Origin of the sequence: Caulobacter rhizosphaerae (assembly GCF_010977555.1) — a bacterium.
GTDB lineage: Bacteria > Pseudomonadota > Alphaproteobacteria > Caulobacterales > Caulobacteraceae > Caulobacter > Caulobacter rhizosphaerae.
In genome coordinates, this window is record NZ_CP048815.1 from 848,140 (window position 1) to 873,616 (window position 25,477).

Annotated in this window: 29 protein-coding genes and 1 pseudogene; 17 read left to right on the forward strand and 13 right to left on the reverse strand. The window is 70.8% G+C overall.

What is annotated here, in order from left to right:
- Positions 1-8 precede the first annotated feature (8 nt).
- A complete protein-coding gene (locus G3M57_RS03965) occupies positions 9-953 on the reverse strand; it encodes a LysR family transcriptional regulator (protein WP_163228866.1) in 945 nt (314 codons plus the stop codon).
- A 73-nt stretch (positions 954-1,026) separates the two neighbouring features.
- On the opposite strand from G3M57_RS03965, the gene G3M57_RS03970 reads away from it, so the two are divergent.
- The 3 genes from G3M57_RS03970 to G3M57_RS27335 all read left to right on the forward strand — a co-directional run bounded on the left by G3M57_RS03970 (position 1,027) and on the right by G3M57_RS27335 (position 2,596).
- Positions 1,027-1,923, forward strand: coding sequence for an MBL fold metallo-hydrolase (locus G3M57_RS03970; RefSeq protein ID WP_163228867.1), 897 nt, complete (start codon positions 1,027-1,029; stop codon positions 1,921-1,923).
- Position 1,924: 1 nt separating this feature from the next.
- A complete protein-coding gene (locus G3M57_RS03975; protein ID WP_163228868.1) occupies positions 1,925-2,323 on the forward strand; it encodes a nuclear transport factor 2 family protein in 399 nt (132 codons plus the stop codon).
- A gap of 144 nt (positions 2,324-2,467) precedes the next feature.
- The gene (locus tag G3M57_RS27335; protein WP_230983825.1) at positions 2,468-2,596 is read left to right on the forward strand and encodes a hypothetical protein; all 129 of its coding nucleotides are present in this window, start codon (positions 2,468-2,470) and stop codon (positions 2,594-2,596) included.
- On the opposite strand, the gene G3M57_RS03980 is transcribed toward G3M57_RS27335, so the two are convergent.
- Positions 2,565-3,170: a hypothetical protein gene (locus G3M57_RS03980; RefSeq protein WP_163228869.1), complete on the reverse strand. Its 606-nt coding sequence runs from the start codon at positions 3,168-3,170 to the stop codon at positions 2,565-2,567. The genes G3M57_RS27335 and G3M57_RS03980 overlap by 32 nt on opposite strands.
- A gap of 120 nt (positions 3,171-3,290) precedes the next feature.
- On the opposite strand from G3M57_RS03980, the gene G3M57_RS03985 reads away from it, so the two are divergent.
- The 3 genes and pseudogenes from G3M57_RS03985 to G3M57_RS03995 all read left to right on the forward strand — a co-directional run.
- The gene (locus G3M57_RS03985) at positions 3,291-3,605 is read left to right on the forward strand and encodes a hypothetical protein (RefSeq protein ID WP_056758957.1); all 315 of its coding nucleotides are present in this window, start codon (positions 3,291-3,293) and stop codon (positions 3,603-3,605) included.
- Between the two features lie 222 nt (positions 3,606-3,827).
- A complete protein-coding gene (locus G3M57_RS03990) occupies positions 3,828-4,994 on the forward strand; it encodes a DUF3089 domain-containing protein (RefSeq protein ID WP_163228871.1) in 1,167 nt (388 codons plus the stop codon).
- Positions 4,995-4,998: 4 nt separating this feature from the next.
- Positions 4,999-5,111 (forward strand): annotated as a pseudogene (locus tag G3M57_RS03995) (hypothetical protein); the annotation flags it as partial.
- Positions 5,112-5,116: 5 nt separating this feature from the next.
- Here the strand turns inward: G3M57_RS03995 and G3M57_RS04000 are convergent.
- On the reverse strand, positions 5,117-5,293 hold the full coding sequence (locus tag G3M57_RS04000; RefSeq protein ID WP_082564652.1) for a DUF1328 family protein: 177 nt from the start codon (positions 5,291-5,293) through the stop codon (positions 5,117-5,119).
- A 133-nt stretch (positions 5,294-5,426) separates the two neighbouring features.
- Here G3M57_RS04000 and cobT point away from each other — a divergent pair, with 133 nt between their 5' ends.
- From cobT to G3M57_RS04015, 3 genes are read left to right on the forward strand one after another with little or no spacing between them, the layout of a single operon-like run.
- On the forward strand, positions 5,427-7,355 hold the full coding sequence (cobT, locus tag G3M57_RS04005; protein ID WP_163228873.1) for a cobaltochelatase subunit CobT: 1,929 nt from the start codon (positions 5,427-5,429) through the stop codon (positions 7,353-7,355).
- Positions 7,352-8,416: an esterase-like activity of phytase family protein gene (locus G3M57_RS04010; RefSeq protein ID WP_163228875.1), complete on the forward strand. Its 1,065-nt coding sequence runs from the start codon at positions 7,352-7,354 to the stop codon at positions 8,414-8,416. The genes cobT and G3M57_RS04010 overlap by 4 nt, the downstream gene beginning before the upstream one ends.
- Positions 8,417-8,436: 20 nt before the next feature.
- A complete protein-coding gene (locus G3M57_RS04015) occupies positions 8,437-8,922 on the forward strand; it encodes a hypothetical protein (protein WP_163228877.1) in 486 nt (161 codons plus the stop codon).
- Here the strand turns inward: G3M57_RS04015 and G3M57_RS04020 are convergent.
- Positions 8,919-9,797, reverse strand: coding sequence for an aldo/keto reductase family oxidoreductase (locus G3M57_RS04020; protein ID WP_163228879.1), 879 nt, complete (start codon positions 9,795-9,797; stop codon positions 8,919-8,921). The genes G3M57_RS04015 and G3M57_RS04020 overlap by 4 nt on opposite strands.
- Before the next feature lie 319 nt (positions 9,798-10,116).
- Between G3M57_RS04020 and G3M57_RS04025 the strand changes: the two genes are divergently transcribed.
- The 3 genes from G3M57_RS04025 to G3M57_RS27710 all read left to right on the forward strand — a co-directional run bounded on the left by G3M57_RS04025 (position 10,117) and on the right by G3M57_RS27710 (position 12,692).
- A complete protein-coding gene (locus G3M57_RS04025; RefSeq protein WP_056758970.1) occupies positions 10,117-10,416 on the forward strand; it encodes a hypothetical protein in 300 nt (99 codons plus the stop codon).
- A 243-nt stretch (positions 10,417-10,659) separates the two neighbouring features.
- The gene (locus tag G3M57_RS04030; RefSeq protein ID WP_056758972.1) at positions 10,660-10,950 is read left to right on the forward strand and encodes a hypothetical protein; all 291 of its coding nucleotides are present in this window, start codon (positions 10,660-10,662) and stop codon (positions 10,948-10,950) included.
- A gap of 206 nt (positions 10,951-11,156) precedes the next feature.
- Positions 11,157-12,692 (forward strand): vWA domain-containing protein, encoded by a 1,536-nt coding sequence (locus tag G3M57_RS27710; RefSeq protein WP_163228881.1) that lies wholly within the window; start codon positions 11,157-11,159, stop codon positions 12,690-12,692.
- 69 nt (positions 12,693-12,761) lie between these two features.
- Here the strand turns inward: G3M57_RS27710 and rpmB are convergent, their stop codons facing one another.
- Entirely contained in the window at positions 12,762-13,061 is a 300-nt protein-coding gene (gene rpmB, locus G3M57_RS04040; RefSeq protein ID WP_056758976.1) for a 50S ribosomal protein L28, read from the reverse strand.
- A 200-nt stretch (positions 13,062-13,261) separates the two neighbouring features.
- On the opposite strand from rpmB, the gene G3M57_RS04045 reads away from it, so the two are divergent.
- A complete protein-coding gene (locus tag G3M57_RS04045; RefSeq protein WP_056758978.1) occupies positions 13,262-13,717 on the forward strand; it encodes a DUF3617 domain-containing protein in 456 nt (151 codons plus the stop codon).
- Between the two features lie 112 nt (positions 13,718-13,829).
- Positions 13,830-14,036: a RebB family R body protein gene (locus G3M57_RS04050; protein ID WP_056758980.1), complete on the forward strand. Its 207-nt coding sequence runs from the start codon at positions 13,830-13,832 to the stop codon at positions 14,034-14,036.
- 157 nt (positions 14,037-14,193) lie between these two features.
- Here G3M57_RS04050 and G3M57_RS04055 read toward each other — a convergent pair whose 3' ends face one another.
- On the reverse strand, positions 14,194-14,613 hold the full coding sequence (locus G3M57_RS04055; protein WP_163228883.1) for a nuclear transport factor 2 family protein: 420 nt from the start codon (positions 14,611-14,613) through the stop codon (positions 14,194-14,196).
- Positions 14,614-14,640: 27 nt separating this feature from the next.
- On the opposite strand from G3M57_RS04055, the gene G3M57_RS04060 reads away from it, so the two are divergent.
- The gene (locus tag G3M57_RS04060; RefSeq protein ID WP_244322601.1) at positions 14,641-15,603 is read left to right on the forward strand and encodes a LysR family transcriptional regulator; all 963 of its coding nucleotides are present in this window, start codon (positions 14,641-14,643) and stop codon (positions 15,601-15,603) included.
- Between the two features lie 14 nt (positions 15,604-15,617).
- Here G3M57_RS04060 and G3M57_RS04065 read toward each other — a convergent pair whose 3' ends face one another.
- Positions 15,618-16,190, reverse strand: a complete 573-nt coding sequence (locus tag G3M57_RS04065; RefSeq protein ID WP_056758986.1) for a methylated-DNA--[protein]-cysteine S-methyltransferase — start codon at positions 16,188-16,190, stop codon at positions 15,618-15,620.
- 153 nt (positions 16,191-16,343) lie between these two features.
- Here G3M57_RS04065 and G3M57_RS04070 point away from each other — a divergent pair, with 153 nt between their 5' ends.
- Entirely contained in the window at positions 16,344-17,165 is an 822-nt protein-coding gene (locus G3M57_RS04070; protein ID WP_163228885.1) for an alpha/beta fold hydrolase, read from the forward strand.
- Positions 17,162-18,721 carry a c-type cytochrome gene (locus G3M57_RS04075; protein ID WP_163228886.1) on the forward strand — a complete coding sequence of 520 codons (1,560 nt, stop codon included), beginning with the start codon at positions 17,162-17,164 and terminating at the stop codon, positions 18,719-18,721. Before G3M57_RS04070 ends, G3M57_RS04075 begins: the two co-directional genes overlap by 4 nt.
- Here the strand turns inward: G3M57_RS04075 and G3M57_RS04080 are convergent.
- The 6 genes from G3M57_RS04080 to G3M57_RS04105 all read right to left on the reverse strand — a co-directional run bounded on the left by G3M57_RS04080 (position 18,718) and on the right by G3M57_RS04105 (position 25,470).
- Positions 18,718-19,686, reverse strand: coding sequence for a nitroreductase family protein (locus tag G3M57_RS04080; protein WP_163228888.1), 969 nt, complete (start codon positions 19,684-19,686; stop codon positions 18,718-18,720). The two genes, G3M57_RS04075 and G3M57_RS04080, sit on opposite strands and share 4 nt — an antisense overlap.
- Before the next feature lie 2 nt (positions 19,687-19,688).
- Positions 19,689-20,801, reverse strand: coding sequence for a GNAT family N-acetyltransferase (locus tag G3M57_RS04085; protein WP_163228890.1), 1,113 nt, complete (start codon positions 20,799-20,801; stop codon positions 19,689-19,691).
- A complete protein-coding gene (locus G3M57_RS04090; protein WP_163228892.1) occupies positions 20,801-21,985 on the reverse strand; it encodes a hypothetical protein in 1,185 nt (394 codons plus the stop codon). The genes G3M57_RS04085 and G3M57_RS04090 overlap by 1 nt, the downstream gene beginning before the upstream one ends.
- Entirely contained in the window at positions 21,982-22,872 is an 891-nt protein-coding gene (locus tag G3M57_RS04095) for a ThiF family adenylyltransferase (protein WP_230983823.1), read from the reverse strand. Before G3M57_RS04095 ends, G3M57_RS04090 begins: the two co-directional genes overlap by 4 nt.
- Positions 22,860-23,792, reverse strand: coding sequence for a hypothetical protein (locus tag G3M57_RS04100; protein WP_163228894.1), 933 nt, complete (start codon positions 23,790-23,792; stop codon positions 22,860-22,862). Before G3M57_RS04100 ends, G3M57_RS04095 begins: the two co-directional genes overlap by 13 nt.
- 175 nt (positions 23,793-23,967) lie before the next feature.
- On the reverse strand, positions 23,968-25,470 hold the full coding sequence (locus G3M57_RS04105) for an aldehyde dehydrogenase family protein (RefSeq protein ID WP_208789652.1): 1,503 nt from the start codon (positions 25,468-25,470) through the stop codon (positions 23,968-23,970).
- Positions 25,471-25,477: the final 7 nt, after the last annotated feature.

Here is a 25,477-nt window from a genome sequence, read left to right on the forward strand (position 1 = left end):
TCTTTTGGCTATTGCGCCTGCGCCCGACGCCGCTCCCACGCGACCAGGATGTCGAGGAAGGCCGTGACCCGGGCGCGCCGAAAGCGGGTCGCGGGCGTGACGGCGTAGATCCCGCCGCTCTCGAGACTCCAGGCGGGCAGCACGCGGATCAGGCGGCCGCTGGCCAGGTCGGCCTGCACCGCATAGTCCGGCAGGATCGAGAGGCCGACGCCGGCCCGCACCGCTTCCAGAACCCCCAGGGTGGCGTCGATGGCCAGCGCCGCCGACACCCGCACCGACCGCTGCTGGCCTTCGCCGTTGGAAAAGGTCCAGCCCAGCGGGTCGCGCAGGACGCTGTTGGCGACGAAGGGCAGATCCGCGACCTGGCTAGGCTCGGCGCCGTCGCCCAGCCGGGCCGCCAAGGCGGGGCTCGCGACCAGGATCTGCTGGAACGATCCGATCCGCCGCGCCCGCAAGGCGCTGTCGGTCAGCCAGCCGACCCGGATCGCCAGTTCCATGTCCTTCTCGACCGGATCCAGGGTCCGGTCGCTGATCACCAGGTCGGCGGTGCAGGCCGGAAACCGGCGGTGGAACTCGGCGATGGCCGGGACGACGACGGCGACGCCGTAGTCGAACGGGGCGGTCAGCCGCAGCAGGCCGGTCGGCGCGCGATCGTCGGCCTCCAGACCGTCGAAGGCCTCCTGCGCTTCGGACAGCACGCGGGCGCAACGTTCGTAGAAGGCGCGCCCTTCCTCGGTCGGCCGCACGCTGCGGGTGGTGCGGACCAGCAGGGTGGTCTCGAACGCGCGCTCGAGCTTGGCGACCTGCTGGCTGACCACGGCCTTGGTGATGCCCAGCCGATCGGCCGCCGCCGTGAACGAGCCGGTTTCGACCACCTCGGCGAAATAGGCCATGCGCTTGAGATTGTTGAGGCCGCGATCGGCGCCGTCCCGGTGATTGTATGTCTGTGACATACGATGAGTGTATTTTCCCGACCTTTGCATGGCAATCGGCCGGGCGCATCCTGCGGGAGATCAGGAGCCCCTCATGCCCACCCGGAGACTGATGATGACGATGATCGCAGGCGGCGCCGCCGCAACCCTCGCCGGCCAGAGCGATGCGCTGGCCGCTGGCGTCACGCTGGACTGGAAGGCCTTCCCCGCTGGGGAAAACGGCTTCTTCCGCGCGCCGGTCCTGGTCTGGGGCCCCAAGGAAGCCGTGCTGATCGACGGCGGCTTCACCCTGCCCGACGGCCAGGCGCTGGCCGACGCCATCAAGGCCACGGGCCGCGAGCTGACGACCGTCTATGTCAGCCAGAGCGACCCGGACTATTATTTCAGCCTAGGACCGATCAAGGCCGCCTTCCCGGAGGCCAAGGTCTTGGCCGCTTCCGACACGATCGCGGCGATCCAGGCCAGCGTCGAGAAGAAGCTGGCGACCTGGGGGCCGCAGTTGGGCGACAACGGCCCCAAGACGCTCGCGGACATCGTCATGCCGACCGCCTTCGACGGTGATCAGTTGACCGTCGACGGCCAGGCGATCCAGATCGTCCCGGCCCAGGGCTTGGCCAATCGCCGCTATCTCTGGGCGCCGTCGCTGTCGGCGGTCTTCGGCGGCGTGCTGGTGTTCTCCGGCGTCCATGTCTGGACCGCGGACACCGCCGGCGCCGAGGCCCGCGCCGCCTGGGTCGCGCAGCTGGACGCCCTGCTGGCCCGCAAGCCGGCCGTGGTCGTGCCCGGCCACATGACGACCACGGCGCCAACCGGCTCGGCGGCGTTGACCTACACCCGAGACTACCTGCTGGCCTTCGAGCAGGAACTGGCCAAGGCCAAGGACTCCGCGGCCCTGATCGCGGCGATGACCGCCCGCTATCCGGACGCCGGCATGGGCCTGGCCCTGCAGATCGGCGCCAAGGTCGCCACCGGCGAAATGAAGTGGGGCTGAGATGGCCTCCAACAAGGACGTCATACGCGGGACCTACGAGGCCTCGCCGGCGCAGAAGGGCGAGCGGCTGCGGGCGGCGCTCGCGCCCGACGCGACCTGGACCGAAGCGGCCGGCTTTCCCTATGCCGGGACCTATGTCGGCTTCGACGCCATCGCCGCCAACGTCTTCCAGCGCCTGGCCACCGAATGGATCGACTACCGCGCCGAGGCGCACACCTATCTCGAGGACGGCGACCATGTCGCCGCCTTCGGGGTCTATTCGGGAACCTATCGCGCCACCGGCAAGGCCATGACCGCCACCTTCGCCCACCTCTACACGCTCAAGGACGGCCAGATCGTCCGCATGGAGCAGGTGGTGGACAGCGCCATGGTGCTGCGGGCGCTGGATCCCGGCGCCTGAGCGGTCCTGGCGAGGCGAGCGCCGCCGCGAGTTCCCGCCCCGCTTGTGGATAACCGATCACGGTCGCGTTAACACCTGCAGCGAAAACGTGGCGAAGCTCGTTCCTGACTCCGCGGACGCAAAAGGCGTCGAGGAGGCTGGTCGATGGCGAGACACGAGATCCACCATTTCCGTAACCGGCGTACCCCCAAGGCCGTCTATATCGCCCTGGGCCTGGCTTTGTGGCTAACCCTGGGCCTGCTCAGCCAGGCGGCGTTCCAGATGCTGGGCTAGGGCTTCCAGGGCGGATTCGCGGAGGATCGGCGGGCAGGCCTGGCCAGGACCGGCCGGGGCGTCTGCCGCCCGGGCCGGTCATCGGCGCGCCGCCGCCCCAGGCGTCCCAGCAGGCGAACGTCTCTTCCTCGGTCATGTGCTCGCTGGACTGGCCCAGGCACGCGCGCTTGTAGCGGCGGTCCTCGGCCGCCTCCCACAGCCTGCGGGCCCGGCGGGCGCTGGCCGGATCCAGGTACTCGCCGCCGCCGACCCGCCAGCGCGGCTCCACGGCCTGGGACATATTCGGGCCGGCCGGGACGGTGGGCAGGACCAGCGGCGCGACGCTGGACGGCGACGTCTGGAGCCGAGGCGGGGCCGGCGAGGGCGGACCGGCCTGACGAGGCGGCGCGGTCCGCCGGTCGGGCTCGACTTTGGGCGGAACGGGGCGCGGCTCCAGGGCGACGACCACGGTCGGCGGGTCGGCCATGGAAGGCGTCCGCCGTTCCAGGGTCAGCAGGGCCAGCAGGCCGGCATTGATCGCCAGGCCCGCCCCGCCGGCCGCCAGCCGCGCTCGCCATCGCCCCCGCGCGGTCATGGATCCGACCTCCCGTCGTACGTCCGGAGGTTGCGGCGTCCGGCTTGGCCGATTTACGGCGACGCTATGGCCGATTGCGGCAAGGCTTGAGCCGGCCCGCGAAATCGCTACATCGATCCCATGTTCCGCCAGCGCCCCGACGCCGATCTGATTGTTCAAGGCTGGGTGGTCGGCGTGATGGTCGAGACGCCCGGCGAGCGGCTGCCCGTCCGCCACTACTTCGCCGTCGGCAAGCCCGACCGCGCCCAGGCCGAATGGGCCGCGGTGGACCTGGCCATGCAGGCCGGCCCCGTTGCGTCCAGTCCTTCCGCCGGTCGCGAGCCGGTCGAGGCCCTGCGCGAGGTGGTCGCCTACAAGATGCGCGAACTGGGGCTGAAGCCCGGCGAGGCGCGGGCCCTGGGCGACAAGTTCCCGCGCCGATGGCTGCCGGCCTAGGGCGGACCAAGATCCAGGCTCCCGGGGGAGCGAAACCTCGTCCTTCGACAAGCTCAGGATGAGGTTTTCGACTGCTGAGCCTGTAAATGGTCCTCATCCTGAGCTTGTCGAAGGACGAGGACCACGCTCGGCCTTGAATGATCGGTCCTGGCGCGCTCGTCCGGGATGACAACTTGGAAGACGTGCGTCATCCTCCGCCGCGAACAAGCGTTGGGGGTGTCGATGTCACGCAAGCTGTGGGCCGCTCTGGGCCTGGTCACCGCGTTGGGCCTGGGGGCGGCGGCCTGCGCCCAGCCGGCCCCCGCCGGTCCGGTCGCGCCGAACGACTACGCCAAGGACGAAAACTGGCTGTGCCGGCCCGGCCGCGACGACGCCTGCGCCGCCGACCAGACCGCCACGGTGGTCCAGGCGGACGGCTCCACCCGCATTGAGCCGTTCAAGGCCGATCCCGACGCCCCGATCGACTGCTTCTACGTCTATCCCACGGTGTCCAGCGACCCCGGCGGCAACAGCGACATGACGCCGGACCTGCCGGAAAAGGCGGTGGCCGACCAGCAGTTCGCCCGCTTCGGCCAGGTCTGCAAGCTGTACGCCCCCAGCTATCGCCAGGTGACCATCGCCGCCCTGCGCAAGGTGATGATGGGCCAGGCCTCGAACGGCGACGGCGAGCTGGCCTATGCCGACGTGCTGGCCGCCTGGAAGGACTACCTGGCCCGCGACAATCACGGCCGCGGCGTGGTGCTGGTGGGCCATTCGCAGGGGTCGCGCATCCTGCTGCGGCTGATCAAGGAGGAGATCGACGGCAAGCCGGTGCAGAAGCAGCTGGTTTCGGCCCTGATCCTGGGCATGAACACGCCGGTCGACCCGGCCACCGACGCCTATGGCTCGCTGCCCCTGTGCCGCAAGGCCGGCCAGACCGGCTGCGTGATCTCCTACGTCTCGTTCCGCGCCGACAGCCCGCCGCCGGCCAGCAGCAAGTTCTTCGGCAAGGTCGCCGAACCGGGCATGAAGGCCGCCTGCGTCAATCCCGCGGCCCTGGCCGGCGGCTCGGCCCCGCTGCGCAGCTATTTCGCCGACCGCACGATCATGGGCACGGCCATGCGCCCGGCCACGGTCTGGACCAAGGACGCGACGGTCTCGACGCCGTTCGTGGAACTGCCGGGACTGGTCTCGGCCGAGTGCGTCAGCAGCGGCGGCTTCGACTATCTGGCCGTCACGGTCCACCCCGACAAGGCCGACCCGCGCACCGACAACATCCCCGGCGACCTGCTGGTGCTGGGCCAGCCGCTGAAGGACTGGGGGCTGCACCTGGTGGACGTCAACCTGACCATGGGCGACCTGGTGGCGGTGGTGGGGGAACAGGCCAAGGCCTACGCCGCGGTAAGGTAGGCCGCTGAAACGCGGTGCGTCCTTCGAGGCTCGGCTGGGCCTCGCACCTCAGGATGAGGAAGTCAGCACAAAGGTCCTCATCCTGAGGCGCCCGCGCAGCGGGCCTCGAAGGACGCAGTGAGCTACTTCGTCACGCTCTTGAACACCGTCACCCCCAGGACGGCGAAGATGATGAAGCCCAGCAGGAACAGGAAGAACAGGATCTTGGCGATCCCCGCCGCCGCGCCGGCGATGCCGGTGAAGCCCAGGGCGCCGGCGATCAGGGCGACGATGGCCAGGATGAAAGCCCATTTCAGCATGGTGGTTTCCTCAAAGGCTGGGCCCGCCTGTCGCGGGCTTCCCAGGGGCAACGCGGCCTCGGCGCGCCCTGTTCCCGTCGCGATCCCGTTCGGCGCCTTGTGTTAAGGGCCTCGGCTGGGTAACCCATTCCCCATGGCCTCCAAGCCCGAAAGCCCGACCGAACCGTTCAAGCGCGCCCTGGCCCACGCGGCGCGATCGCTCGCCGAGACCCCCGACCTTGAGGTGGTGTTCTCCGGCGAGGGCCCCAGCCTGATCGGCAACCGGGCGGTGCTGCCCCATCCGCCGCGCGACCTGAACGCCAAGGAGGCCGCCCGCATCCGCGGCCTGGCCGACCAGATGGCCCTGCGCCTAGCCCACCATGACGCGGTCGCCCACGCCCGGGCTCGCCCCGGCTCGCCCGACGGCCAGGCGGCCTTCGAGGCCATCGAGCAGGCGCGGCTGGAAGCGATCGGTTCGAACGCCCTGGGCGGGGTGCGGGCCAACCTGACCGCCGCCCTCGAGGCTCGCCTGGAAAAGCAGGGCCTGACCCGCGCCGTCGCCACCGACCGCCAGTCCGCGCCGATGGCCGAGATCCTGTCGCTGATGGTCCGCGAGCGCCTGACCGGCGACGCCCCGCCTGATGGCGCCAAGGCCCTGGTCGACATCCTGCGCGCCGACATCGAGGCCCGGGCCGGCAAGGACCTGGACCGCCTGGCCGCCGCCATCGACGACCAGGCCGCCTTCGCCCGGGTCACCCGCGAGATCCTGCGCGACCTGGACCTGGGCGAGGACATGTCCGACGCCACCGAGCAGTCCGACGAGGACCAGGGCGACGAGGACCAGAACACCGAGGCCTCCGAGGACGATTCCGGCGAAGGCGAGGGCGAGCAGTCCGACGGCGCCCAGCCCGAGCAGGCCGAGACCTCCGACCGCGAGTCCGAGGCCGGCGACGAGGAGATGGTCCAGTCCGAGCAGGACGGCGACCCGGAGGACACCGAAGAGGCCCCGGAGATGGGCGACGGCGCCAAGCCGGCCCGTCCGGACCAGGGGCAGGGCGGCTCCAACGAGCCGGCCTACAAGGTGTTCACCACGGCCTATGACGAGGTGGTGCCGGCCGAGGACCTGTGCGACGCCGACGAGCTGACCCGCCTGCGCGCCTATCTGGACCAGCAGCTGGCGGCCTTTTCCAGCGTCGTTTCGCGGCTGGCCAACAAGCTGCAGCGCCGCCTGCTGGCCCAGCAGAACCGCGCCTGGACCTTCGACCTGGAGGAGGGGATGCTGGACGTCGCCCGCCTGACCCGGGTGATCATCGACCCCACCGCTCCGCTGTCGTTCAAGCAGGAGGAGGACGTCGAGTTCCGCGACACCGTCGTGACCCTGCTGATCGACAATTCCGGCTCGATGCGCGGCCGGCCGATCATGGTGGCGGCGGTCTGCGCCGACATCCTGGCCCGCACCCTGGAGCGCTGCGCGGTCAAGGTCGAGGTGCTGGGCTTCACCACCCGCGCCTGGAAGGGCGGCAGCGCCCGCGACGAGTGGATCAAGACCGGCAAGCCGCCCGCCCCGGGCCGGCTGAACGACCTGCGCCACATCATCTACAAGAGCGCCGACGCGCCTTGGAGAAGGGCCCGCAAGAACCTGGGCCTGATGATGCGCGAGGGCCTGCTGAAGGAGAACATCGACGGCGAGGCCCTGATGTGGGCCCACCAGCGGCTGATCGGCCGGCCCGAAGCCCGCCGCATTCTGATGGTGATCTCCGACGGCGCGCCGGTGGACGACTCCACCCTCAGCGTCAATTCGGGCCACTATCTGGAGCGCCACTTGCGGCAGGTGATCGCCGAGATCGAGACCAGGAGCCCCGTCGAGCTGATCGCCGTCGGTATCGGCCACGACGTGACGCGCTACTACCGCCGGGCGGTGACCATCGTCGATGTCGAGCAGCTGGGCGGCGCCCTGGTCGACCAGCTGGCCGGGCTGTTCGACGAGGAGCCCAAGGCGGTCAAGCGGGCCCGGGGGCTTCTGGCCGCCCCGCCGACCGTGCAGCCTTCTCAGCCGAAACCCGCCCGCAAGGTTCCCGCGTGATCGGACTGCGCGGCTTGCTGGTGCTGGGCCTGGCGTCCGCGGCCCTGGGGCAGTGCGCCAAGGCCCCGCCGCAACCGGTCGTGCTGCCGATCGCGCCGGTCAAGGTCGGGCCGGAGATTAGCGTGGTCGCCACGCCCGTGCCGCTGAGCTCGGCCAATCCGCCGCCCACAGCCATCGGCCGCTTCGTCTATGCCGGCGGCGTGGCGATCAGCAGCCCCGACACCCAGCGCCTGCACGGCCTGTCGGACCTGAAGTTCGGCCCCGACGGCGGGTTGGTGGCGATCGGCGACGACGGCGACCTGTTCGAGGCCCGGCTGAAGCTGGACGAGGCCGGCCGCCTGGTCGGCCTGACCGACGGCAAGCTGTCGCCGCTGAAGGGCCCGGACGGCCAGCCGCTGCAGGGCAAGGAGAAGGCCGACGCCGAGGGCCTGGCGATCCTGCCCAACGGCGACCGCCTGGTCAGCTTCGAGCGCGACCACCGCATCTGGCTCTATCCGCGCCAGCCGGACGGGACCTACGGCCTGCCGCGGGCCGTCAACAAGCCCAGCACCACCTTCCCCGACAACGAGGGCATGGAGGCCCTGACCGCCTATCCGATCGCCGGTCCCGACGCCTATCTGGTGGGCGGCGAGGAGGGCGAGGTGTGGCTTTGCCGGCTGTCGGCGCCGTGCGTGGGCCAGACGCCGCAGTCGCCGCCCGACTTCACCTGGGGCCTGACCAGCTTCGCGGCCTTCGAGGGCCAGTCGGTCGCCGCCCTGTTCCGGGCCTATGACCCGATCCGCGGCTGGCGCGGTCAGGTGCGGTTCGTGATCGACCCCCGCGCCCCCGCCGCCCGGCAGTACCTGGCCGCCACCCTGACCCTGGACGGGGCGATCACCCGCGACAATTTCGAGGGGATCGCGCTCAGCAGGAGCCCGTCCGGCGCGACGCGGATCTACATCCTGTCGGACGACAACGACACGCCGACCGAGCGCACCCTGCTGATGGCCTTCGACTGGACGGCCCCGCCACCGCCGCCCCCCGCGCCGCCGAAGCCGAAGAAGCCGGTGCGGCGGCGCTGAGACCTTCCGCCGGAATCCTGATGAGCGCCCTGCTGGCGACCGCCCTGGGCTGTCCCGCCATGGCCGGGCCGCGGGCCCTCGCGCCCGTCGCGATCATCTCGGCGGACGCCCAGCACGTGGTCGGGCTCGTCGAGGGCGTCATCGTGGGGGAGCCCGGGGCGAAAGCGGTCCGCCGCGCGCGCATCGTCCTCTATTCGCCCACCCAGGACGACGTCGCCGACGCCGCCGGTCGCTATGTCGGCAAGGCCAATGTCAGCGTGTTCCGGTTGCAGGTCGATTGCGACGGCGCCCGCATCCGCGCGGCCGCCGCCGACTATTTCCAGTGGCCCGATGCGGCGCGCGCCCACCACGTCGACTATGACAAGGCCCTGTTCATCCCGGCCGAGGAAGGCCAGACCCGGGCCATCGTCTCGGCGGTCTGCGCGGCGACCGCCGATGATCCTGGGGCACCCGAGCTGGCGCCCGACCTGGCGGCCTTCGTCCAGGCCGCCAAGGCCCGCTTCTAGAGCCCTGACTGCGCGCCGATCCCCTCCAGGTCCGCCATGACCTCGTCCGGCAGCGCCAGCGACGCCGCCGCCAGGTTCTCGCGCAGGTGGGCGACCGACGAGGTGCCGGGGATCAGCAGGATGTTGGGGGCGCGGCGCAGCAGCCAGGCCAGGGCGACCTGCATCGGCGTGGCCTGCAGCCGCGCGGCGACGTCCGACAAGGCGGTCGATTGCAGTGGGCTGAAGCCGCCCAGCGGGAAGAACGGCACATAGGCGATCCCGTCCCTGGCCAGCGCGTCGATCAGGGCGTCGTCCTCGCGGTGGGCCAGGTTGTACTGGTTCTGCACGCAGACGATCTCCGCGATCCCGCGGCCCTCCGCCACCTGGGTCGGGGTCACGTTGGACAGGCCGATGTGGCGCACCAGGCCCTGCCGCTGGAGATCGGCCAGAACCTGGAGCGGCGCAGCGATCGAGCCCTCGGCCGGGCCGTGGACGTCGAACATGATCCGCAGGTTGACGACGTCCAGCGCCTCCAGGCCCAGATTGCGCAGGTTGTCGTGCACGGCGCGCTCCAGCTGGTCGGCGCCAAAGGCCGGAGTCCAGGAGGCGTCGTCACCGCGCATCGCGCCGATCTTGGTGACGATCACCAAGTCGCCGGGATAGGGCGCCAGCGCCTCGCGGATGATCTGGTTGGTGACGTGAGGGCCATAGAAGTCGCTGGTGTCGATGTGGTTGACGCCGGCCGACACCGCCTCGCGCAGGACCGCCAGCGCAGCGTCGCGGTCGCGCGGCGGGCCGAAGACGCCGGGTCCGGCCAGTTGCATGGCGCCATAGCCCAGCCGCCTCACGGTCCGGCCGCCGAGGGTGAAGGTTCCCGCCTGATAGATCGCCTGCATGGTCGTCTCCTTGTGACGCCGCCAAGTTAGGGCTTCGGTCGGCCGCCGATAATCTGGGGCAATCGATACGAACTGTGCGGATATGCGAACAATCCGAGCCGCTCGCCGACGAGCGCGGGGATTTTCGACGGCGGGCGCTGGGCGCCCGAAAACTCGGCAGCCGTAGGTAGTTTCTTTTGAAACTCAATATTTTAGTTCAAGCGGCGGTATGGCTATGTTACCGCTACCTTCGATGGATTGAGCGGGCGAGATCCCAACGGCCATCAGAGGAACGCGTCGGGAGGTGGTTGAACTCCAACCCCCTTTCGGAACTGAAATCATGAAGACTCTGTTTGTTCTGGCCGCCTCGGCCATCGCCCTGACCAGCGTTTCGTCGGCCTTCGCCGGCGAGCAGCACGTCAAGGTTCGCGGCCGCACCGTCGCCGCCATCCACGCCGACATCGTCGCCGCCGCCTCGTCGATCTGCCGCGAAGAGATCGGCCAGCACCCCAACGACCTGTATTCCGATTGCGTCCGCGAAGTGACCCGCGACGCCGTGCAGAAGGTGGGCAGCCCCACCCTCAAGGCCTATGACCGCCAGGCGTTCCGCACCAGCGGCCTGCTGAAGGTCAGCTACTAGGACTCGTTCGGGCCCGGTTTCGCGCGGCTTTTGGCGGCGCGGGACCGGGTTTCCTCCCAAGGTTGTCGCGGCCTTGCCTGTCAACGAATTTTGTGACCGCACTGCAATATAACCGTTGATAAGTAAAAACGAGCAAGCTATGGCTTGGTCGAGGCGACAGAGCGGGCGAGATCCCGGACCAGCCGCCGCGGGGAAACGCATTTCGGACGGGTTGAAGTTCAACGCTGTCCTGGAATCCGTCCCATGATCCGCTCCATCGTCCTGGCCGCCTCGGCCGTCGCCCTGTTCGCCGCCGCGCCCGCCGGCGCCGCCGAAGTCCGCATCAAGACCGCCGGCAAGGCTCCGGCCGAACTGCGCGCCGAGATCGTCAAGGCCGCCTCGACCGTCTGCTGGCAGACCGTCCGCGGCGAGAGCCTGGCCTCCTACCTGTACCCCGCCTGCGTCCGCGCCTCGGTCAACGACGCGGTGGTCAAGCTGAACAACCCGGAACTGGTCTCGTACAACGACGCCAACCCGGCCATCCGCGCCCGCTAAGACGCGTTTCCAAGTTTAGTACGGGGCGGCGTATCGGCCCCTTCAGTGGCGTTGAAGAGCCCTCTCCGGTGACGGGGAGGGCTTTTTCATGGGCCGTCGGCGCGCCAGGCCGGGACTTTCGACATCGCTGACGCCGACCGTAATACAGCCCTGGCGCGCGACGCGTCGGGCGCCTAACCTGCGTTGCAATCGGGGAGGGCGTCCACATGAAAACCAGATCCTTGGCCGCGGCCGCCTGCGTGTCGCTGCTGTGGCTGGCGGCGTGCTCGACGCCGACGGCCGCGCCCGACTCCAAGGCCGCCGCCGACGGCATGGCGGGCGCGTCGACCGTCCGAGGCCGGGGCGAGGCGAGCGCGCCGCTGGCGCGGGTCCCCGCCGCCGAGCGGGAGGTGGCGGATTCGGTGGTGGTCAGCGCCTCGCGCGCCGGGCCCGACGCGCGCGACGGCGGCTCGTCGCCCCCACCTCCACCGCCGCCTCCTCCGCCCCCGCCGCCGCCCCCGCCGCCATCGCCGCTTGGCTACATGGATCCCGAACCCGCTCCCCCGCCGTCACCTGGCGCCGCGCCGCCGGCGCCGAACGCGCGGAACGGCGGGGCCCTGGAGCCGGTGATCGAGCGCCGTGAGCACGAGCCGCCCCTGGCCCAGTCGCCGGCCCGGCGGGCGGGGCAGCTGACCGCCGCCGATCACGACGACCTGCTCAATCCCGACCTCTACCAGGCCTATGCCGACCGATTCCGCCAGCGCCTGGGCCGCAAGCTCTATCCGGCCGTCGATACGGGCCAGCAGCTGCGGATCCGGGTGGTGGATCGCGATGGGCGGCGGGCGCCGCTGTCCGCCGTGACCGTCCGCCGGGCCGACGGCGAGGCGCTGAGGCTGATGACCAAGGCCGACGGCCAGGTGGTGGTCTTCCCCAAGCTCGACCGGCTGGGCGAGCGCGTCGAGGCGTCAGTGACCGCCGCGGATGGCCGCGTGGTGTCCGGCGTGGCGGCGCCGCGCCCCGGCGCACCGCGCACCCTGACCCTGCGCCTGCCGGGGCGCGCCAAGCCGGTCCAGGCCGTGGACGTGCTGCTGGTCATGGACACCACCGGCAGCATGGCCGACGAGCTCAGCTACCTGACGGCGGAGCTGTCCGACATCCTGGGGACGGTGGGCGAGCGCCACGCCGGCGTCGACATCCGCGCCGGCCTGCTGTTCTACCGAGACCTGGGCGACGCCTATACCGTGCGGACCTACCCGTTCACCGGCGACCGCCAGGCCGTCCAGGCGAGCCTGGCCCACCAGTCGGCCAATGGCGGCGGCGACTTTCCCGAAGCCATGCAGGTCGCGCTCCAGGAAGCCGACGCCTATCCCTGGCGCGAGGGGGCGGTGAAGCTGATGCTGCTGGTCGCCGACGCCCCGCCGCACGAGTCCGACCGGGCCCAGGCCTGGACCTCGATACTGTCGGCGCGCGAGCGGGGGATCCAGGTCGTGCCGGTGGCGGCCAGCGGCGTCGATGACGACGCCCAGTACCTGATGCGCGCGGCGGCGGCCGTCAGCCAGAGCCGCTACATCTTCATCACCGACGATTCCGGGATCGGCGCCGCCCACGCCGAGCCGTCGGTCGACTGCTATGTCGTCACCCGGCTAAACGACCTGATCGGCCGGGTCATCGACGGCCTGGTCTCGGGCCGTCGCGTCGAGGCCGAGCCCGACGCTGTGATCCGCCAGGTCGGGCGCTATGACCGGGGCGTCTGCCGGCGCTGATCAGCGCAGACGCGAAAAGGCCCGCGAGGCGAACCTCGCGGGCCTTTCGTCGGTCGAAACCGAAGAGGCTTAGGCGGCGACGGCGGTCGCGGCGGCCTTGGCCTTGACCTGGCGCTTGATCTTCAGGGCGCGCGGCGACAGCTGCTCGTCCTTGGCGCCCAGCAGGAAGGTGTCCAGGCCGCCCTTGAAGTCCAGGGTGCGCAGGGCCGCGTTGCTGATGCGCAGCTTGAAGGTCTGACCCAGGGAGTCGGACTGCAGCGAAGCGGGCGACAGGGCCGGCAGGAAGCGGCGCTTGGTCTTGATGTTCGAGTGGCTCACATTGTGGCCGACCATCGGACCGATCCCGGTGAGTTCGCAACGGCGCGACATGGTGGATACCTTGGGCTTGGGCGAAGCCGGAGGCTCCGCAACATGAATTTCGGCGCGCGAAGGACGGACCACCGCGCGAGAGCGGGCGATATAGGCGAAGGGAGCTTGCCGAGTCAAGCCGCGCCGCGCCCCAACATCGCCTTCAAACGCGGTTCATCTGCCGCTCTATATATAAGCCGTCCCACCAGGAGATCGACCGCATGCGCCTGCTCGCCCCCGCCATGATCGCCGGAACCCTGATCCTGGGCGCCGTGGCGGCCGTCGCAGCGCCCCGGATCGCCGCCCAGGCCACGGGCGCGGCCGGCGCCCATACGACGATCCTGCCTGGCCAGTGGGAGTACAGCTACCGTATCGGCCCGATCCCGGCCGGCGGCGAGGATCGCTGTCTCAAGCAGGCCGACGTCGAGCAGTTCTCCAAGGGCATCTGCACCCGCAAATACACCTGCGACTACGACACCCGCCTGGTGCGGGACGGCAAGGTGGCGCTTAAGGGGACCTGGACCGACAAGAAGGGCCGCGTGGCCCCGGTGACGGCCAACGGGACCTATACGCCCGAAAGCTTCCGCCTGAACGTCCACATGAAGACCATCAACGGCATCCCCCTGGCCGGGGTGCTGGACGCCAAGCGCGTCAGCGCCGAGTGCAAGGCGGCGTAGGGCGGTCGCGACGGAGGCGCTCGGTCGCCGGGTTGCCAAGGCTCGATCCTGGCGCGAAAACCGGCGCGTCGCATCCGGGGGACGATCTCCGGACGGCGTGGAGATCCAGCGCATGGCCGACGAGACCGCCGTCAATCCCCAGACCGCCCCCCAGATCACCGATGCTGTCACCCAATCGAACGTGAGGGTGGTCGGCGAGTCGCCCGCCATTGCCGCGGGCTTGCTCCCCCCGGACAACATTCACTTCCAGAACGCCATCGCCGACCAACAGCAGCGGGAAGCCCTGATCCGGGCCCAGCGCGCGACGCGCGAGGACTGAGACGCTCGTCGCGCGCGGCGCGCCGTGTTTGTGGTTAATGGGAATTAAGCTACAATAGCTTGTAGGGAACAAACACTGAATCGGGCGAAGTCGCTGATTCGGTCATGATTCGTTTCGCTCGTGTTCGGCGAACGGTGAACGCCCGTTAACGCTTAAGCTAGTTGGCTCCCCTTTGCGGCGGCTCCAGCGCCGTCGCGACCAGTTGGGTGTCCATATATTCGGTCAGCGCGGCGATCCTGCCCTCCCTCATCCGCAGCACCCAGCAATAGGTGTTGTCGTAGCGCTTGCCGGTCTTGGTGGTGACCTTGCCGCGGCATTCGACCACCACCGTGTCGCCCTCGGCGATGATGGCGTCGGCGGTGTTCACGTAGCGGTCGGCGAACTGGGCCATCAGCGGGGTCAGCAGCTCGTGGCGGATGGCGGCCTTGCCGGCATAGACGCCGGACCAGGCCGTGGTCCCGATCATCCGCCAGACGGCGGCCTCGTCCAGGCTGTCGAGAAACAGGCGGGCGTCGCCGCGCGCCAGGCCCTCGAAGATCGTCTGGACCCGTTGTTTGTTGTCCTCGGTCGCGCTCATGGCGGCCCTCCGTGCAAGGGGAGCCTCATGATCCGGCAAGCAGCATCATTCATCCAATCGATGCTCATGATGATCTATATTCGCCGGATGAACCTCGCCCAGCTCGACCTGAACCTCCTGGTGGCCCTGGACGCCCTGCTGGCCGAGGGCGGCGTCGGGCGGGCGGCGCAACGCCTGAACCTGTCGCAGCCGGCGGTCAGCCACGCCCTGCGCCGCCTGCGCGAGGCGACCGGCGATCCGCTGCTGGTGCGGGTGGGACCGCGCATGGAGCTGACGCCGCACGCCCAGGCCCTGCGCGCGCCCCTGGCCCAGGCGCTGGAGCAGGTGCGCGGCCTGTTCCAGGCCCAGGGCTTCGACCCGGCGACCAGCGCCCGCGGCTTTCGCCTGATGATGCCCGACCTGTGCGTCGACCTGCTGATGCCGGCGGTGCTGGCCCAGGTCGCCGCCGCCGCGCCTGGCGTGCGCCTGGACGTCGTGCCCTGGCGCGGTCCGGCGGTGCTGACCCCCGACTTCGCCCGCACCATCGACCTGGTGGTCGCCTGGACCGGCGAGGCCTATCCAGGCTTCCATCGTCAGACGCTCTATACGGACCGCGACACCCTGGCCGTGCGGCGCGGCCATCCCGACGTCGGACGGCTGTCGACCCTGGCCGGCTTCAACGCCGCCCGCCACGTGGCCGTGGTCGGGGCGGGCGAGCGCGACGACGCCATCGAGCCCTTCCTGCGCCAGAACGGTGTCGAGCGCCGCATCGCCCTGGCCGTGCCCAGCTACCTGCAGGCCCTGCGGATGACCGCTCGCTCCGACCTGGTGGCCTTCGTGCCGGGCCGGCTGATCGCGGCCCTGGCGGGGCCTCTGGACCTGGTGCGGGTCGAGCCGCCGATCGATCCGGGCGAGGACGCGCAGTACCTGTTCCACCCGGTGGTGGCGCACAGGGATCCGGGCTCTGTGTGGATCCGCGAGCTGGTGCTGCGGGTGGGCAGGGGGCTGTAGGGCCGGAGGGAGGCCTACCGCCCGCGTTGCGGCGCCACCGAGAACTCCAGGTCGAACAGCGTCGGCGCGGCGCTGGTCCGGGCCCGCTCGATGGTCAGCATCCGCGCCTTGGTCTCCACCCCGCCGGGGGCCGAGAAGCCGCCGCTCTTGCCGTCGGCGCCCAGCACCCGATGGCAGGGGACGATGATCGGCCAGGGGTTCTCGCCCAGGGCCTTGCCGATGGCCCGGGCCGCGCCCGGCTCGTTCATGGCCTTGGCGATCTGGCCGTAGGTCGAGGTCTCGCCGGGCGGGATGGCGCGGGCGATCTCGTAGACCCGGCGGTTGAACGGGGCGACGACGGCGAAGTCCAGCTCGACGTCGGTCAGGTCGTCGCGCCCGCCCGACAGCAGGTCGTTGATCCGCTCGATCGTCCGCTGGACGGCCGGGGGCGGCGATCCCTCGACCGCGTCCGGATAGCGCCGGCGCAGGCGGGCCCAGGCGGCGCCCGGGGCGGCCTCGGGCAGCTGGGCGCCGACCAGCCCCTGTTCGCCCCAGGCCAGGCCGCACAGTCCGATCGGCGTCTCGAAGAGGGCGAAGCCTTGGGTCATGGGCCGATTATAGCAGCCGCAGGCGGCGTTTCGAGCGGCTTGGCGCTTCAGGCTGCGCTCGCCCTCGCGGAACGGGCGTCCAGAAGGTGAAAATCGCCCGCGACGAACGCCGCCCTTCAGGTTTTGTCAGCCCCGGTCCGCCACCCTGGCGTCATGGCCTTCTCCAGAGTCGCGCTCGCCAACGGACTGTCGACCCGGGTGCTGGACACCGGGGGCGCGGGGCCAACCCTGGTGCTGGTGCACGGCCTGGCCAACGCCATCGAGATCTGGGATCGCGTGCGGCCGGCCCTGGCGGCCCGTTTCCGCGTGATCGCCTTTGATCTGCCCGGCTTCGGCCAGGCCAGCCGGCCGGACGCGGCCTATGACTCCGCGTTCTTCGTCGAGCAGCTGAAAGGCTTGCTCGACGCCCTGGCGATCGCGCGGGCCCATCTGGTCGGCAGCTCGCTGGGGGCCAGCGTGATCGTGCGGTTCTCGGGCGAGAACCTCCACCGGATCGACCGGGCCGTGCTGGCCGCGCCGGGCGGCTTTGGACGGGAGACCCATCTGCTGATGCGCCCGACGGCCTTGCCGCTGATCGGCGAGGCGCTGGGCCGTCCGACACCGTTCAACAATCGCCTCACCCTGCGCCTGGCCGTCCACGACCCCAAGGCCGTCACCCCCGAACTGCTCGCCCTGACCAACCGCTACGCCGCCGTGCCTGGCAGCGAGCGCTCCTTCCCGCGCACGTTGCGAACCGGCGTCGGCCTGCTGGGCGTCAAGGAGCGGGACAGCTTCGAGGGACTGGCCCGCCGGCTGGACCGCCCGACCCTCGTGCTCTGGGGTCGCGACGACCGGGTGTTCCCCGCCCGCCAGAGCGACCGGGCCATGGCCTTGCTCCCGCGGGCGGAGCGTGTGCTGATTGACCGTTGCGGACACTATCCGCACTGGGAGCAGCCCGAGGTCTTCGTCTCGGCGGTCGAGGCGTTTCTGGCATGAGCAGCCCCCGCAAGATCATCGCCGTCCTTGGCCTGGCGCTGCTGGGGAGCGCCTGCGCGCCGCCTTCGCCGCCTGCCGGGTCGGGGGCCGAGACCTTCGCCCGTCACGACTTCGGCGCGATCAACGTCCAGGCCCTGAACACCGTCGCCGTGCCGTGGAAGCTGACGGCCGCCGCTCTGGTGCTGGACGACCCGGCCGGCGGCGGGGTCGATCGCGCCCACCTGCGGCGACGGATGACGAGCTTCGGCTTCCTGTGGCCCGAGCGCCTGGAGGGCGCGGGCGAGGCTGTCCAGCCCAGCGCCGAACACCCGCTGGGGCTCAATGTCGGGACCGTCACGCCGGGCCTGCCGCCGGTGAAGATCAGCGTGGCCAACCTGGGATGCGCGGCCTGCCATGCCGGCCCGGTTTACGCCGCCGACGGCGCGCCCCTGACCCAGGCGGCGTGGCTGGGCTCGCCCAACACCAGCATAGACCTGGAGGCCTATACGCGGGCGGTGACCCAGGCGCTGCGGAGCGGTCTGCGAGACGAGCCGCGCCTGATGGCGGCGGTCGAGACGCTGTTCCCCGACACCGATGCCTGGGAGCGGGCCAGCCTACGCTGGGCGGTGATCCCCCTGGCCAAGCGCCGGCTGCAGACCATCCCCGACGGCGCCAGCCCGCTGCCGTTCTCGAACGGCTCGCCGGGCGTGACCAACGGGGTGGCGGCGCTGAAGCTGCAAGGCCGGACGGCGCGCGACGCGATGGAGGCCGGCTTCACCTCGGTGCCGGACCTGGCCGATCGCGGCTTCCGCACCGCCCTGCTACAGGACGGGGCCTACGCGCCGCCGGGGCGGTCCCGCTGGCGGCCGATGACCCGCGACGACGTCACCCCGGCGCATCGGGACCGGCTGGCCGACATGGTCAGCTTCTTCACCGTGCCCAGCATGGGCCAGACGCCCAAGGGGGCCCATGCCCAGATCCCCGCCGCCCGACGGACCTTCGCCTGGCTGGCCGAGCGCCGGCCGCAGGCCTTCCCAGGCCCGATCGACGCCGGCCTCGCCGCCCGAGGCGCGGCGACCTATGCCCGGGCCTGCGCCAGCTGCCACGGCGAGTACGACGGACCGTCCGAGCGTCCTCGCCTGGCCCGCTTTCCCAACTGGCGCGGCCGGATCGGAACCGATCCGGCCCGCGCCGAGGCCTTCACGCCGGCCCTGTCCCGCTACGTCGCGGACAGTCCCTACCGGACGGTGATCGACGCGCGGCGCACCGGCGAGTACGCCGCTCCGCCCCTGGCCGGCCTGTGGTCCAGCGCGCCGTATCTGCATAACGGCTCGGTGCCGACCCTGGCCCAGCTGATGCTGCTGGAGCCGCGCGCCGAACGCTTCGCGGTCGGCGGCCACGCCCTGGACTTCAGGACGGTGGGTGTGGCCTACCCGGCCGGCTACAGCGCCTGGTCGCGGCCGGCGGTCTACGACACCCGGCTGCCTGGCCGGTCCAATCGCGGCCACGAGGCGCAATTCGACGGCCTCTCGCCGGAAGACCGCTGGGCGCTGATCGAGTACCTCAAGCGCCTCTAGACGAGGATCAGGCTTTCCAGCGGCAGGCGCGGCTTGGGCGGCTGGCGGCTGGCGGGCGCCAGACCCAGGCGGAAGGCGGTGATCAGCCGCCGGTCGAGGCCCAGGCCGTGCTCCGCCCTCAGGCTCGCCGAAGCGGCCTCGTCGTCGGCCAGAACCGCCATCGGCGAGGCCGACAGGCCGGCCTGGGTGAAGGCCAGCCAGACCCGATAGAAACGCCGGCCGGTCTCGAACGGCGGCTCGTCGGCGGGCCGATGGAACAACGCCACCGCCGTGGCCGACCGCACGACCGGCGCCTCGGCGACCAGGGCGCGGGCGAGGCCGACCTTGTCCAGCGCCTCGAACACGCCCGGCCGCAGCACGAGGCCCGCCCCCGCGGCCTCAAGGGGCGACATCGCCATCGCCTCGGCGTTCAGGCCGTCCCGCGCCCAGTCGGCGTGACGCCTGGAAAGCCGCATCCAGGACACCAGTTCGGCGCGATAGTCCGCGCGTCGGAACCAGCGCAGGCTGGCGTCGTCGTAGAGCGCGGCCAGGTCGGCGATGGCCTCCTGCTCTTGCAGCATGACCAGGTCGGGACAGGTCTCGGCCAGCCGCGCGCAGGCGTCGCGGGCCGAGGGCGAGGCTTCGAACCGTCCGCGATAGGTCCGGCGCGCGCCCACGAAGGCGGCCAGGGGGTCGACCTCCGCTACGCCCTTGAGGGTGAGGACAGCGACGTCGGATCCGTCCGGGGCGACCTCCACGGCCAGGCCCTGCGAGGCGGCGGCGATCCGGAAGCCCTCCACCGCGCAGCCGTGGCTGACGGCGACGTCGCGGCCCTCCGGATCGCCGATCGGCAACCGCCGCGCCGGATCGGCGGTCACCACCACGCGCCCGTCCTCCGGACGCCAGCGGGTCGGCTGGATGTTGTGGACGCTCGGCGCCAGGCTGGCCTCGGCGACCAGGGTCCGGAGAACGCGCGGGTCGAGCATCGTCAGATCGCCTTGCGAAAGAGGTGCAGGCGATGCAGCCGCCGCGCGCCCAGCTTCTCCATCTGGCGCAGCGAGGCGGTGTTCTCGTCGCTGATCCAGGTCACCCCGCACTGGCGGTAGCCGCGCTCGTGCAGCGCCCGGGTCACGCGGTGGAGCATGGCGCCGTTGACGCCCTGGCCGTGCAGCGCCTGCTTCACCGAATAGAAGATGATCACGGCCCGGCGGCGACGCAGGCGGGCCTTCAGGAAGTGGAACAGGGCCGTTGGACCGAACCGGCCCTTGACGGCCTTCTGGAACGGATTGAGGTCCGGAATGCAGATCACCACCCCGGCCGGCCGCCCCTTGTAGTGGACGAGGCTGGCGATGGCCGGATCCACGATCCACATCATCTCGCCGGCCTGGAAGTCGAATTCGGCCGGGGTCAGGGGCACGAACATCGGATTGTCCGAGAAGCCGTCGTTGAGGCACTGACGCGCTTCTTCGAACCGGACCTTGAAATGGCGGCGGCTGATCGGCGTCCAGGTCCAGTCCGGATCGTCGAGTATGGCCCGCTGGCGAGGCCCCAGCAGCCGGTCGGCCGTCTCCGGACCGACATCGAACTCGAAGGTCGACATGGGGAAGGTCGCGGCGAAACCGCAGGCCTCCAGCAGCCGTGGCAGGTGCGGCGGTCCCCAGACCATGTCGGTATAGGGGACGCCGTCGAAGCCGTCGGTCAGCACGCCGGCCTGCTGCATGGCCGTCAGGTTGAACGACCCCACCAGTTCGTCGCAGCCCTGGTCGCGGGCGAAGGCCTCGGCTCGCGCGAACAGGGCCCGGGCCGCCTCGATATCATCGTCGCAGTCGAAGAAGCCGAACTGGCAACGCCGCGTCCCGTGACGGAGGTTGGACGCCGGATGGGTGTGGACCACCAGGCGGCCGACGGGACGGCCGTCGCGCCGGGCCGTGAAATGGGTCAACCGCCCGCCGCCGTCGCGCATGAGCGGATTGCGCGCCGGATCCAGATAGCGGTCCAGATCCGAGCGCATGGGCGTCACATAGGGACTGTCGGCCGGATAGATCGCGAACGGGACCTCGAAGAAGCCGTCCAGGTCACGCTCGCGCAGTTCGAGGCTCATCAGCGTTTCTCCGCGACCAGCCGGGCCATGCGGAAGGCCAGGGCCAGGTCGATCTCGGCCTCGACGCCGCGCGCCAGGCCGGGCAGCCGCGCCAGGACGACCCGCGCCGGCCCCAGGCTCAGCAAGCCGGCATGGGTCGCGCCATGCCGTTCCAACAGGTCGATCAAGGGTTCGGCCTCGGAGAGACTGGCGGCGGCTTCACCGGCCCTCAGGCGCTCGAGGCTCCAGACTGGCCGCCGCGCCAGGACGGCGGCCAGGGCCTGCGCGTCGTGATCGGCCAGCTGGCCCGCCTCCAGGACGGTCATGTCCTTCAGCAGAGGCTCCTCGGCCAGGTCGGCGAGAAAATGGTCGACAGACCCGGCGTCGGCGCGGACCAGGCGTCGGCGCAGCCCGCCCCGGCGATCGGCCGTTCCCTGGGCGTGCAGGCGGACCAGCAGCGAGGCGACGATCTGGCCCGCCAGCACGACGGCGAACAGCCGCGCGAGGTCGGCCGGGCCGCTCAGCGCCAAGGCCTGGGCCAGGCCGAGGCTGACGCCCGCCGCGACCGCCAGGAGCAGGCCGATTTCCACGGCCGTCCCGCGCGGGTCGCCGTTGGCGGACGAGAGGATGACCAGCACGATCAGCAGCGCCGCGATCGGGCTCAGGCCGATCCATGCTGTCATCAGGGCGGTGAAATCGGTCAGGATCAGCGGGAGGGCCGCGGCCAGGCAAAGGGCGAGCGCCGCGACGACGCGGTTCTCGGACGCCGAGAGCTGGTCGCGGTCACGCGTCCCCAGCAGCACCAGGATCGCCATGAGCGAAAGCACGATCGGACCGGCCAGGCCGATCCGGGCGTCGAACGCCATGTCGCGGGCCGTCAGCAGGGCGAAGCCGAGGGCGACGAGGCTGGCGCCCATCACCGCCAGCTTCAGCAGGCGCGGCGCGTGCCGGCGCAGCACGCCTTCCGCCAGCAGCAGCGCGGCCGTCGGCGCCAGGGCCACGGCCGCGAAGGCCACGACCTGCAGGCCGTCCAGGCCGGTCAGCGCGTGCAGGGCCCGGCCGGCATAGAAGGCGGCCATCAGGCCGAACAGCAGGACGAGGCGCGGGATCAACGGTCCCGCTTCGCGCCGCGCGGCCAAGGCGTAGGCCGCCAGTCCCACGGCGGCGAGGCCGTCGAGGCAGACCTGGGCCAGCGACTGGATCACGGGGCGGCCTTCATCATGCGCGCCATGAAGGCCCGGACCAGCGCGCCCTTCACCGTCGCGACCGGCCAGGGGAGCGGACGCTCGATCCGGCCGGCGAACGGATTGAAGAACCAGCCCCGGCAATCGCTTTTCGAGCGGCGGCCCATCAACAGCCACAGCGCCTCGTAGGCCATCAGGCAGCCGGTCGCGATGACCATGGGGGCGAACGACATCCGCTTGGCCTTGCCGGCGGCGACGGCGGCGGCGACCTCAAGGTCGACATGGCTGGCCGCCGACGAATGGGTGAGGACGTATTCCAGCTCCCGGAGGAAGCTCTCGGCGAGATCGTCCTGGGTCAGGGCGTCCGGCGCCTTGCCGCGCGTGGGGTAGCCCAGCCGCTCTTCGGGCCTGGGATCGCCCGGCCGGACCACGATCACCGACGGCAGCGGCGCGGCATAGGCGTCGATCACCGTCGCGCCATGGACCTTGGCGGCGCGGTAGAGCGCCACTCCGGCGGCGATGTCGTCGGCGCCGTTGACGATCACGCTATAGCGCGCGGCCAGGTCGTCGAGCTTGCCGATCCATTCCGCGCCCAGGCGCTCGATCTGGACGTCGGGATTGATCTTTCGGGCGGCGGCGCAGGCGATCTCGGCCTTGTCCTGACCGACCGTGTCGGTGAAGGCGAAGACCTGGCGGTTGAGGTTCGACGTCTCGAAGACGTCGATGTCGCAGACCGCGAACCGTCCCACCCCGGCCCGGACCAGGGCCATGAAGCAGGCTCCGCCCATGCCCCCCACGCCGGCGACGAACACCGCGCCGTTGCGCAGCCTCTCCTGCTCTTCGCGGCTGACGAAGCCGAAATTTCGGGTGGTGAACTCGGCGTAGTCGAACCCGTTCAGTGCTTCCACGGTCGCAGGCTCCCCCAGGATTGCGTGTCGTCCAGCCAATGGATCAGCGGCAGCACCGCCCCCTGGGCGAGCATCAACGCCAGGCGACCGATCAGCCCCGTCACGCTGGCGGGCGGCGCGACCTTGGCCAGGTAGCGAGCGGCGGCCCGCATGTCGATCCGCCCCAACTGCAGCAGGTCGTCGCCCCGGCCATAGTCGAGCTGCAGCCGGCACAGCTCCCCATAGCGCGGGTCACGGTGCTTGGCGGCCTGGTCGAAGGTTTTCTTCAGATTGTCCGAGCCGCCCGTATAGGCGTCGGTGATGACGAACCGTTCCTCGTCGAAACCCGCTTCGGGGCCGACGCCGAAGGCGTGGCGCCAGTGGCGCATGATCTGGCGGGCCACCAGCCGGTGCTGGAACGAGGCGCGGGTGGCGGGCTGGCCCGGATGGACGTCCGAGAAGGTCTCGGCGACCATGCCGACCACCGCCGGCACCTGGGTGACGCTGGAGATCCACAGCGGCCGGCATTGGCGGCGCACGAACAGCAGAACGCAGGTCAGGCCGTACAGGACGGCCGACAGGCCGCCGCCTCGCGCCTTGGGGGCGGTCATCACCAGCCCCAGGTGCAGCACCTCGATCTCCCGGCCGCCCAGCGACACGCGCAGCAGGGCCAGGGCGTTGAACGCCACCGGCTCGCCGGAGGCCGTGTCGTAGACCACGGTCAGCACGGTGCGAGACAGGGTCTCGCGGTCGCCGGAGAACACGCCGTAGGTCAGTTCGTTCTCGCCCAGGGTCGTGCGGGCCACCGCACGAATGTCGGCGATCATCTGGGCCAGGTCATCGGGCTCCAGCGCCAGGGCGGGCCGCTCGACGATACGCGAGCGCAGCCCTCGGCCGGCGGGCAGGGTCGTATCGATGTAACGCGCGGTGGCGGCGTTCATGAGCCCGCTTCGATCCTGACCATCCGCCCCCTTCCACCACGCCCATGCTTACGAAGCGCTTAATGGGGTTACTTGGAGTTGAGCGCGCCGTGGGCGGCCCCGGCCGATTTCGGCGGCGCGGCGAGCCCGTCGCCGTCTGGTTCAGGGGACCTAGCCTCGAACGCGGCGTCCAAGGCTAGGTCGCGACGCTGACGCCCACGCCCTTGATCTTGATGAACTCGTCCAGGCCCGCCCGGCCGCCCTCGCGACCGAAGCCGGACAGGCCGACGCCGCCGAACGGGCTGGCGCCGAGGTTGGAGGGCGTGGCCTTGTTGACATAGACCGTGCCGGCGTCGAGCCGCCGGATCAGGCGGTTGGCGCGGTTGAGGTCGTTGGTCTGGATGTAGGCCGACAGGCCGTATTCGGTGGCGTTGGCGATCTGCACCGCCTCGTCCTCGGTCCGGAACTTGATGATCGACAGGACGGGGCCGAAGATCTCCTGCTGGGCGATGGCGCTCATCGGGTCGACGTCGGCGAACACCGTCGGCGCGACGAAGTTGCCCTTCTCCAGTCCATCGGCCAGGCGGCCGCCGCCCACCACCAGCCGGCCCGAGCCGGCGGCCTTGGCGTTGTCGACGAAGCCCATGACCCGCGCGATGGCGGCGGCGTTGACCATCGGGCCGATGAAGACGCTGGGATCCAGCGGATCGCCGGTCGGCAGGTTGTCCAGGGTGGCCGCGACAATCTCGACGAACGGGTCGTAGACGTCCTCGTGGACCAGGATGCGGGTGGGCAGGGCGCAGCCCTGGCCGCTGTTGGACACCCCGAACACCGCGCAATAGGCCGCGGTGTCCTGCAGGTCGACGTCGGGAAACACCAGGTTGGCCGACTTGCCGCCCAGTTCGAAGATCACCGGCTTCAGGCTGTCGGCCGCCGAGCGCATGATGGCCTTGGCGCCGATCGGGCCGCCGGTGAACGAGATCTTGTCGACGCCGGGATGACGCACCAGCGCCTCGCCGGCCGCGACCGCGCCGGGCACGACATTGATCACGCCCTCGGGAATGCCGGCCTCCAGCGCCAGCTCGGCGAACAGCTGGCTGGTGTAGGGGGTGAACTCCGCGGGCTTGATCACCACCGTGTTGCCGGCCGCCAGCGAGGGCGGGACCTTCATGCACAACGACAGCAGCGGCGCGTTCCAGGTGATGATGTGGCCGATGACGCCATACGGCTCGGGGACGGTGTATTCGAAGTTCTCGCCGGGATGCAGGCCGGTCACCAGGCCTTCCAGCTTGTCGGTCCAGCCGGCGTAGTAGCGCAGCCAGCCCACGCAGCGGTGCAGCATGCCGTGCTGGAAGTTCATCGACGGGATGGCGTTCTCCAGCGTCGAGATGGCCTGGAAGCGTCCGATGTTCTGCTCGACCAGGTCGCTGAAGCGGTCCATCAGCCGGCGGCGGGCATAGGGCTTCATGTCGCGCCAGACGGGCAGGGCGCGGCGCGCGGCCTGGACGGCGGCGTCGATGTCGGCCGCGTCGCCCAGGGGGACCTCGCCCTGGATCTCGCCGGTGGCGGCGCTGACATGCTGGAACACCCCGGCCCCGCCGGTCGCGCGCTGCTGGCCGCCGATCACCAGGCGCGGCGTCGGCAGGACGGATCGCGCGGTCAGGTGCGCCTCGAAGTCCACGGGTACGATCACGGTCACGACGGGC